This is a genomic window from Polaromonas sp. (assembly GCF_012927485.1).
Lineage (GTDB): Bacteria > Pseudomonadota > Gammaproteobacteria > Burkholderiales > Burkholderiaceae_C > Polaromonas.
In genome coordinates this window covers 199,050-207,526 of record NZ_JABBPC010000029.1, presented here as the reverse complement: position 1 = coordinate 207,526, position 8,477 = coordinate 199,050, and the positions used below count along the sequence as shown (strand labels likewise).

At 55.1% G+C, this 8,477-nt stretch carries 9 protein-coding genes and 1 pseudogene; all 10 read right to left on the bottom strand.

Annotation, left to right across the window (positions count from 1 at the left end):
• Positions 1 to 372 (bottom strand): transposase (locus HHJ16_RS11875; RefSeq protein WP_296900782.1); only part of this gene is annotated, 372 nt, incomplete at its 3' end.
• Between the two features lie 120 nt (positions 373 to 492).
• The gene (locus HHJ16_RS11870; protein ID WP_296900780.1) at positions 493 to 1,593 is read right to left on the bottom strand and encodes a hypothetical protein; all 1,101 of its coding nucleotides are present in this window, start codon (positions 1,591 to 1,593) and stop codon (positions 493 to 495) included.
• A gap of 192 nt (positions 1,594 to 1,785) precedes the next feature.
• Positions 1,786 to 2,531 (bottom strand): annotated as a pseudogene (locus tag HHJ16_RS11865) (transposase).
• Positions 2,532 to 2,582: 51 nt separating this feature from the next.
• Positions 2,583 to 2,780, bottom strand: coding sequence for an Arm DNA-binding domain-containing protein (locus HHJ16_RS11860; protein WP_366557490.1), 198 nt, complete (start codon positions 2,778 to 2,780; stop codon positions 2,583 to 2,585).
• A gap of 620 nt (positions 2,781 to 3,400) precedes the next feature.
• A complete protein-coding gene (locus HHJ16_RS11855; protein WP_296900778.1) occupies positions 3,401 to 4,033 on the bottom strand; it encodes a hypothetical protein in 633 nt (210 codons plus the stop codon).
• Between the two features lie 2 nt (positions 4,034 to 4,035).
• The gene (locus tag HHJ16_RS11850; RefSeq protein WP_296900776.1) at positions 4,036 to 4,596 is read right to left on the bottom strand and encodes a hypothetical protein; all 561 of its coding nucleotides are present in this window, start codon (positions 4,594 to 4,596) and stop codon (positions 4,036 to 4,038) included.
• Positions 4,593 to 7,004, bottom strand: a complete 2,412-nt coding sequence (locus HHJ16_RS11845) for a DUF3987 domain-containing protein (RefSeq protein ID WP_296900774.1) — start codon at positions 7,002 to 7,004, stop codon at positions 4,593 to 4,595. The genes HHJ16_RS11850 and HHJ16_RS11845 overlap by 4 nt, the downstream gene beginning before the upstream one ends.
• Positions 7,001 to 7,282: a hypothetical protein gene (locus HHJ16_RS11840; protein WP_296900772.1), complete on the bottom strand. Its 282-nt coding sequence runs from the start codon at positions 7,280 to 7,282 to the stop codon at positions 7,001 to 7,003. The genes HHJ16_RS11845 and HHJ16_RS11840 overlap by 4 nt, the downstream gene beginning before the upstream one ends.
• 10 nt (positions 7,283 to 7,292) lie before the next feature.
• Complete coding sequence (locus HHJ16_RS11835; protein ID WP_296900770.1) at positions 7,293 to 7,538, bottom strand: AlpA family phage regulatory protein; 246 nt, start codon at positions 7,536 to 7,538, stop codon at positions 7,293 to 7,295.
• Between the two features lie 158 nt (positions 7,539 to 7,696).
• A complete protein-coding gene (locus HHJ16_RS11830) occupies positions 7,697 to 8,422 on the bottom strand; it encodes a hypothetical protein (RefSeq protein ID WP_296900768.1) in 726 nt (241 codons plus the stop codon).
• Positions 8,423 to 8,477 lie beyond the last annotated feature (55 nt).

Below are 8,477 nucleotides of genomic sequence, written 5' to 3'. Positions count from 1 at the left end.
GCGCCTGCGTCGTTCTGGCTTCATAACAGGCGTTGTCATATTGTTCCCCAGCGCTTGCGCGCCGCCTTCAGCAAGACTGCGTCGCCAGACCACCACCTGGTTCGGATTGCGGATGTCATAGGTTGCGGCCACCCGACGGCTCGACAGTCGTTCACGGTCCTGATGGGACAGCACCTGCAGCTTGAATTCCGAACTGTACGCGCTGCGTTTGGGGCGCAACCCGTCGATGCCATGCAGTCGGTAGCGGCTCACCCAGGTACGGATCTTCTCCTTGGGAACGCTCGACCGCCGCGCCAATAACTTCGCACCGCCTTCACCGGCCAAAAAGCCATTTACGACCTGGAGCTTAAACTTCGTTTTGTACTTTTCCATAGAACCCTTTGAAGTTTGTCCAACTTCTGGGGGTCAGTTCAAACCCGGGGCGATTCAGATCGGTGGACTTGTTCAGACATTCCTTAGCGCTTCTTTGGCAGCCGGTTGCATAGTCTGATGCTAATTTCGTCTCGTACGGTTGGCGAACTTGATGCCGGCTTGTGACAATTCTTTTACAAGAGTGCCAGCGGCGTATGGGTTCAGCGCCCTGGCCCGTAACAGTCGACTCTGTTGGTCTTTACCGAAAAGCATTCGTCCCCAAAGGAATGGAACAAGAAGCGGACTTCTCATGTTGCACGCTCCATCTACCAGGGTTCGGACATCTTGTTCTGAAACGTCCTGACCAATGCATCTAGCTACAAAGTTCATACCGCAAAATGCTGACGCGGCCGTATTTGCCCAGAACCGCGGATTGGATTCAAGCAGGAAAACCTTGCCAGTCTCCTTGTCCACGCGCGCATCCACATTCATTGGACCGTTGTAGCCACTAACCAAGCAAATTTTTGTTGCCATTGCTTCCAATTCTGGGAACGGCAAAAAAATCATCTCTGGCCCGCGACGCTGCTGGATCCCAAATGCTGAAAGACGACCGTTAAATGCAAGTAAGTTGAAGCCGATGTCAGCGCCGTCAATATATTTTTGCGCTATCAAATCGCCATGGTCGTAATCCGCATGGTTCAAAACAGTCTTTTCAAACTGCTTTTTGCTTGACATCAGGTATACACCCCGAGAGCCCGACCAATTTGTAGGTTTTAAGATAAATGGAAGTCCCAATTCCGTGATCACTTTGTCAAAATCAAGGTTGGACTTTGCGCCGATAAATATTGTCGGTGGGGTAGAAAGGTTGTTCCGGCCGCAAAATTCGTGGAATGTCCATTTGTCATCAAACATCTCCAGCGTCGGGAGGTCAGGCACGGGGGAAATTCGCATTTTTAAACGGTGCGCAACTCGTCTCACCATTTTGATTCCATCGCAGTCAAAAGGAATCAGCACCGTTTCAGAGGTAATGCCAGGCAAGGAATTGACGAGTTTGACAAATGCCTGATCGTCCCCTCCTTCCAAGTCAATTGGAAAATGCTGCCTGACAAGGAGTGACCAGCGCAAGATTTTCGTTTCCTGATGACCTACAAGAACGCATTTTTTCGTACTAAAGCAGCGTATTGACTGGAGTACTTGATGCGCTATGAGTTTGCTCCTCCCCACCAAAATAAAACCCACCATACATTTCTCCCAATCATCGTAACGTTACTACCAAAATTTTACGATGAAGTCGAGCTAATGATCGGTATGTAGGAAGCCAGCTCTCGATTGCTCCGGGTTTTAGGGGCGAGTGAGAAAAAGCTCGTTCCGTTGCTCTGACCTGCCCCCAATTGCTGTACCAATCTAAATTCCAGAAGTCCGTGGTTTGCAAGATTAACTGATTCCTGCATTGGTTTTGCCCTCTTGCTTTGAATCGCCCGTTAACCGGCGATTCAAAGCGGCGAAGGTCGCAGGCGGTATACGCCCGCAACTGCTGTTCGGTCTGGTCTCGTTGTAGTCGATTCTGCATATGGGAATGATCTGGCGGGCCTGCTCCAATGACTCGAACCAGTTCTCGTCCAGGCATTCGTCTCTGAAGGTGTGTAGATCCGGTAGACGCGCTTATGATTAATGTCGGGGTACTGCGGGCGCAGAACGTCGTGGATCATGCGATAGCCCCAACGCCTGCGGGTGTGGGCGGTCTGGACGATTTGGTCGCGCAGTTCCATGTTGAGCACACTGGTCTGGCCCACATGGCGGTAGCTATCTCGGCTTAGCCCCACAAGGGCGCAGGCGTGGCGCTCAGACATATGGTGTTCATTGCCCATGCACCGAACGGCCTCGCGTTTGACTTGTGGGGCTAGCGCTTAAATGACCAGTTTTATGCCAAAAACGCTTTTAAGCGCATGGATGTCCAGGTGCGCCTCAGCCAGCAGCCGCTTGAGCTTGCCGTTCTCCAGCTCCAGCTGGCGCAGCCGTTTGGCTTCGCTGGCGTCCATGCCGCCGTACTTGGAGCGCCACTTATAAAAGCTGGCATCACTAAAGCCGTGCTTGCGCCCAATTTCCTTGATTGGCATACCGGCTTCGGCTTGCCTCAGAAAGCCAATAATCTGCTCTTCACTGTATTTGCTTGTTCTCATGTCCATCATTCTCCGGGTTGATGGACTCCTTGGAAAAATGACTGGTACGACTTATGGGGGGGCAGGTCCTACGTATGCATAACTACCCAGCGCCAATTTCTTTTCTGCTCCAGCAATCCGGTATTTCAGAAACCAGCGTTTCGACCCTGCAGGACTGACTTGCAGATACATCCCGCCGGAATCAGCAAACCGTGCTTGTTTCCGATCCGGTGGGCAAACTGCATTTCGGCATTGGGCATCGGTCAGCATGGGGGTAGGGCCTCGGGGTAAATGTGAGGGTTCAACATTGTGAAATGGGGTACAAGATGGCTAGAAGACCAGTTTTTGATACTTCTCCCCCGTTTGCACCCCCCGCTTTGCCTTAGCTGTCAATGCCGCTCCTTGTATGCCGCCGCAATGTAAGTTGTTGATTTACCAATGAAAAAGGCCTCCGAGTATCGCTACTTGGAGGCCTTTATCATGCGGTATGGTGGCTGGGGTCAATTGAATGATGGCCTGTAACCCGCATGAATGCTATGTTTATGATTTTAAATAGTCGCTTCGTTCCCCGGTTTGTTCCCCGGTTTAGCCTTTGATACCCCTTGTTTGGATCGACTCACGCGCGCGGGCGATGGCACCTGAAAAGCTGCTCTCTCGCGCGCGCGCACGACACAAGTTGTGCGTTAGCGTTAAATCAAACGGAACAGACGGTTTCCGGCAGCTCATGCTGCAGCCTTTAAAGGCCCCCCGGTCGAGCCTATCGGCAACTGTTCACCAGCTCACGCGAGGCCTTGACCTGTCTATTCACCATTTTGGTTAACTCCCGCAGTTGCGCCCGGTGCCCGCCCGTCCAGGCGTTTCCTGCTATCCGAGCTTTTCCCTCGACTGACTTAGGGCCGGTGGATTTCTGCCAGGGTTTCCACTGCCTGATTAACTCCGACTGTTTGGCCCTGCGCTCCAATGACCATCCGTTGCCCATAATCTGCCTCCAATAGTTTGTTTGGCTCACTCTCAAATGTTTCCGTGCGTGGCAAAGGCTGTGCACCGTTATTCACCAGTTGCGGCCCGTGGGCAATATTCGCCTGCTTCACGAACGACACGGGGCGGGGATTTTTGATCTCTGCCAGCGCCTCCAGTGTCGAGCGGCATTGCGCTTGCGCCTTGAGCGCCAGGCTTAAATTGACCTGAAACTGCTTGAGGCTCTCATTGCCTGCCGCCCGTCTGGCCAGGCTGGCGAATATGGTCTCTAAGGTCTTGGCCTGCCGGTACAGCATCCCTTCAATGGGCCTCATGTCGCCGTCTTGAACCTTTTTTGTCTGCACGTCTAAATCATCAGCTAACGCCTGCGAGCTAATGTCCCCTGCGAACTTCCCCCATGACTGAATGCCTATGGTGTTTTGTATGTTTGATGACAAGACAACCTCATGCGGCGCCAGTTTTTTTCGCGCTTCTGTAGCAGGCGTGTCGTTCTTGGCTAGCGTCGCAGAGGGTGCCGTTTTAGCAGTCAATTTTTTGGTCACCATATTTATTCGCTTTCATGAATTAAATTTTTAAAGCCGTCGCATCGCTGTAATTGATGCACCAGTGCGGTCGATAGCCGCGCATCCCGTGCCCGCGTTGCCACCCCGGCCGGCTGCCAGTTCCCACAGCCCCAAATGCCTGCGTGGCCTGCCAGGTGAACACACTCCAGGCACAGCCGCCGCTCGTCTGCGTCTCGATCCCGGGTCACCAGCTTGTCTGCCAGTGCTTCGCCGTCGATCTGTGATATCCCCTTGTCGGTGAAGCGCGCCAGCCGCGCCGTGAGGGTGTCAATCTCCCGGCCTGTCATGGCTTGGCTGTGTGGCCATGCCCAGCGGTCTGGGTCGGCAAATAACGCCGCTGGGCTGGCAACCTGCGTGGAAACCTCGCTATTGGCAACCAGCGCCAAGACTTGCGCCGCGTCGTTCGCTGCCGGTGAATCACGCCCTGTTTTTTGCATGGGGGCCATACCCGAGGCTACAAAACCTACGAAACCCGGTTTTGTAGGTTCTGTAGCGTCCCCTTGCGGGGCTGTGTCTATTTTTTTAAGCCGAGCCAGCCAGTTCATACCGCACTCCTTGCCAGCGGATTGACGGTGTACTGTTCGCTGGGCCTACCGCCCGCTGCACCTCCGGTCACTAGATCCCGCCGCAGCCAGTCGTAATCTGCCAGCACGTCCGCCGCCTTGCGCACCGCGTCCGGTGTGCCCAGCCCGGCCCAATGCTTTAAAGCCACCAGCCGGGGCGTGAAGCTCTCCAACAGCACCCCCTCCCTGTCAACCAGCTTGCCCGCCTTGATTCTCGATAGCAGCGTTACGGCGTCGGTAGTTTCCGGCATCACCGCCGCCGCATACAACCGATTGGCATGGGTGCGCAAGTAGTCACTAAAGGACAGTGCCCGGATTAGTTCACGCTCATGGATCACGCCGCCGCTGTCCGGTGTGTCGATCAAGGCAAACACCAGCGCCAGCGCCGGAATTAACTTACGGTACTTGGACAGATGCGCCACCATGGCCGGGTGCAGGTCATCGCCGCGAATCTCCATCTCGAACGGAACCAGCCATTCAACAAACAAGGCTTGCGCAGCATCGTCAAAGCGCCAGACAACCGGCTCTGCATCACTGGCGGGCTGCAACTCTGCCAGGCGCTCAAACACGGCCCAGGCGGTCTGCTTGGCCGGGGTGTCTGGCCATTGGTCAACATGGATAAATTCGGCGGTGGTGTCTGGCCACACGAGCAACCCAAAGCGCTGCAATAAACCATCGTCTGCGCTGCCACCCGATACCGCACCGCGCACGTATTCCTGAATGCGGCCCGGCTGTATGCCGCCAATCATCGCAAGACACACGCGTGGAATGTAGGTAATGCCGCGAATGATTCGGGTGAATTTGTAGCCTTGATTGCCGTCGTAACTTTGCAAGTAAAACGTTCTTGATCCCTCATGCCCCTGCTTGTCTAACGTCGTCAGCAGTCCATACAGCTCATCACGATAGGCCAGCAAACCCCACGGGTTTTCGTTCATCACAACGCCCAACGCCTCTACCGTTGCGTCGTTCTCGATATAGCTGCGTGCCTTTGGTTCTGCCGGTAAGTCCGTTGGCTCAAGCAATGCACGCGCTGCCGATGGGTCTTTGCTAGCAAGCCCTTTGGCCTTCCTTTCGTTGTTGTCGGTCTGCATCTCTGCCACCTTGCAATCAAGCTCCCAGGCATCATGCGCGGCCTTGTGTAGCTCGAACGCTGCCGCCTGCAATCGGTGCAATGGCTTCAAGGCCTCACCCAGCGCCGGGCTTTTTTTCACGCCCGGCCTGCCCACTACCGCGCCCCACAGATTCGGCACCACCTGCCAATCATCCCGTGCCTTTGGTTGCACCACAGCACGCGCACCGATCAGGCTGGACAACGCCACCAGCGCCGCCACTGCCGGAAAGTCCGCCGGGCATTGCATCCGGTGAGCAATGTCCATCACCCAGCCGCGCAAGGCCACGGGCAATAGTTCTGCATCAAAGGGATCCACCGGCGGTAGCGCGTTGGGCAGGGGTGTGGGCTCTGGCCAGTCGTCAGCGCCAGCAGGTGGGCACAATGCCGCCGCATCAATACACGCCTTTACCGCATCAGCCCCGGCCAACTGGTGCAGGTCGTTGAAGTCTGTAGCCTTTTCGGGTCTACCCGCCGGGAACGATGGCACGGCCAGCAAAGCTCCTACCGCCAGCGCCGCCGCCGTGGCTTTAGTCATGCCCGGATTGCCGTCGGTCAGGTGGTCGTCATCAGCCGCAACAATGATTTTGATGGCTGGATATTTGGCGTGCAAGGCCCGCGCTACGGCCTCCAGGTTGCCCGCGTTGAAGGCCACAGCTACCGCGTGCCCGGTGCATTCATAAATGCTTGCACCGGTTGCATAGCCTTCACACACGACAAGCACGCCAGCCGGTTTGCCTATTGAGTGATAACAGCTCTTCACGCGCCCGCCGGGGTGAAAGCGCTTGTCACCATCAGTAGCTATGGTTTGCAGGCTGTGCAGGGTGCCTGCCGTGTCACGCATGGGTATCAGTAGCTTGTCGCCGAATACTTTACCGCCGTGGGGCTTGATCCCTTTGGTAGTCAGGTAGTTGTGGACGGTTGCCACGTCTGCCTGTTGCCATAATGCCGCCGCTGTCTCGCTGGCCTGTTGCTGGCTGGCTTGTAAGTCGGCTTCGCGTTGTACCTTCATCGCCTTGATGCGCTGCCGGTGTGCTTCACGCTCTGCGTCCGTCATGGCGTTGTCGGACTTCGCGCACCAGGTAGATTGCAAGCCACTACGCCAGCAGCCGAAAGCGCCAGCCGCTATGCCGTCGGTGTGCAGCATGTACCAGCCCGAATCATCACCGCGTTTGCCGTTGGTTCTGAATCTGTGAATGCTACCGTCGGCTTGAATGGCGTCTGGTGCCTCAAGGCCAGCCGCTGCAATGGCCAGTCTGAAATGCTCGATAGGGTCGCTCATAGCCGCCCCCCAATCTGCTCCAGGAACTGCCGCACTGCGTCTATCGTGGGCAAGTAGCGCACCAGCCCCCAGCGTTCGACCCAATAGGTCACAGCGCCGTCGTTGGGGTCGCTACGGTGCAGGGCGTGGCCAGCCAGGGCATAGCCTGCAGCAAGGGTTGCGAAGGCTTTACCTTCACGGTGTCCCGTGGGAAAATTCAGGTCGTTGGTGGTGTCGTTCTGAAAGCCTTCCGCGTCGCAAGCGCTGGGGGCTTTTTCTTTGGTGGTGATATGGGTCATGGCCTGCCCCTTACACCGTGAACAACTCTAACCGCTTCGCGTGAAGGCGGTTTACCAGTTCGCGTATTTCAGCCTCTGACTTGCCCGCGATACGCGCCGCGTTGATGGCCTTCACCTCATGGTCTGGCCAGCCTTTCGAGCGTTGCCCGATAGCTACCCCGGTTGTGAAAAGCCCCGCCTTGATGGCGTTGTAAATGCTTGCGTGGGAACGGTGCCCGGTTTCAGCCTTGACGGCTGGCATTCTGAGAATACTCATTGTTAACCCCTGTCCGGCTTTGTCTGCCGTTGTTGCGATGGGGTGAACTTTGACAATATTCAGGCGTATGAAATAGACGGTATAGGTCGGCTATTTGATGCAAACAATACCCTGACCATTGAGCAAACCCGCATGGGCAATGGGTTTCAATACCCTGCCTATTGGGCGATAGATTTCTTACGCCCTCGCCCCTTATCCGGGTTTGCTACGGTTGCGATACGCTGTACGGCCTCATTATTCAAACTGGTGAAGTTCTTTTCTAAGTAGTCAATCAACCTGTTTTTGAATGTCGCAGCCTTGTCGCCATGACCATTCGTTACGGCACGGAATGCAATGTTCGCTGCGCTCAGTTCATCGGGTAAATCCGCCGGGTCTATGTCGCGTTGTTGCGCGTATTTTTCGCATGGATCACATTTACCACTTTCCCTTTCACCGTCCCCGTCCCCGATTTCATTTGCAACGTCACTAGGCTCTTTGCTTGGAAACGGATCGATCTCTATTCCCTGATCGCTGCACCAAGCTGAAAAGTCATCAAGTCGAACTAGGTATTCATCGTTATCTACCTCCAGCTTCCCTACGCTAACCGGCAGAAACATGACAGGATCGTAAACGGGCAATACTCCCGATCTGATTGCCGTAGAAAGCTTTAAACGCGTTGTTTCAATAGCAACAGCGGTCATCTCTGGCGATGGCGCACGCGCCGGATCGCTTCCTTTTCTGATGTCGTGAACTGCAAAAAACAACAGATTAGGTAAGTATGCAACCTTGACCAAGGCTGGAGTGGAATGAATGTCGCCATCTTCTAGTCCAAAATAAATGATCTTTGGAACAGCCAGCGCCGCGTAACTCCAAAAGGAACTGCGCCTAATATGTGGTTTTTTCATTGCATTCCCTGATGCCCCCTCAAAGAAAACCAGCGCCGCCGGGTCAGGGTGTCCC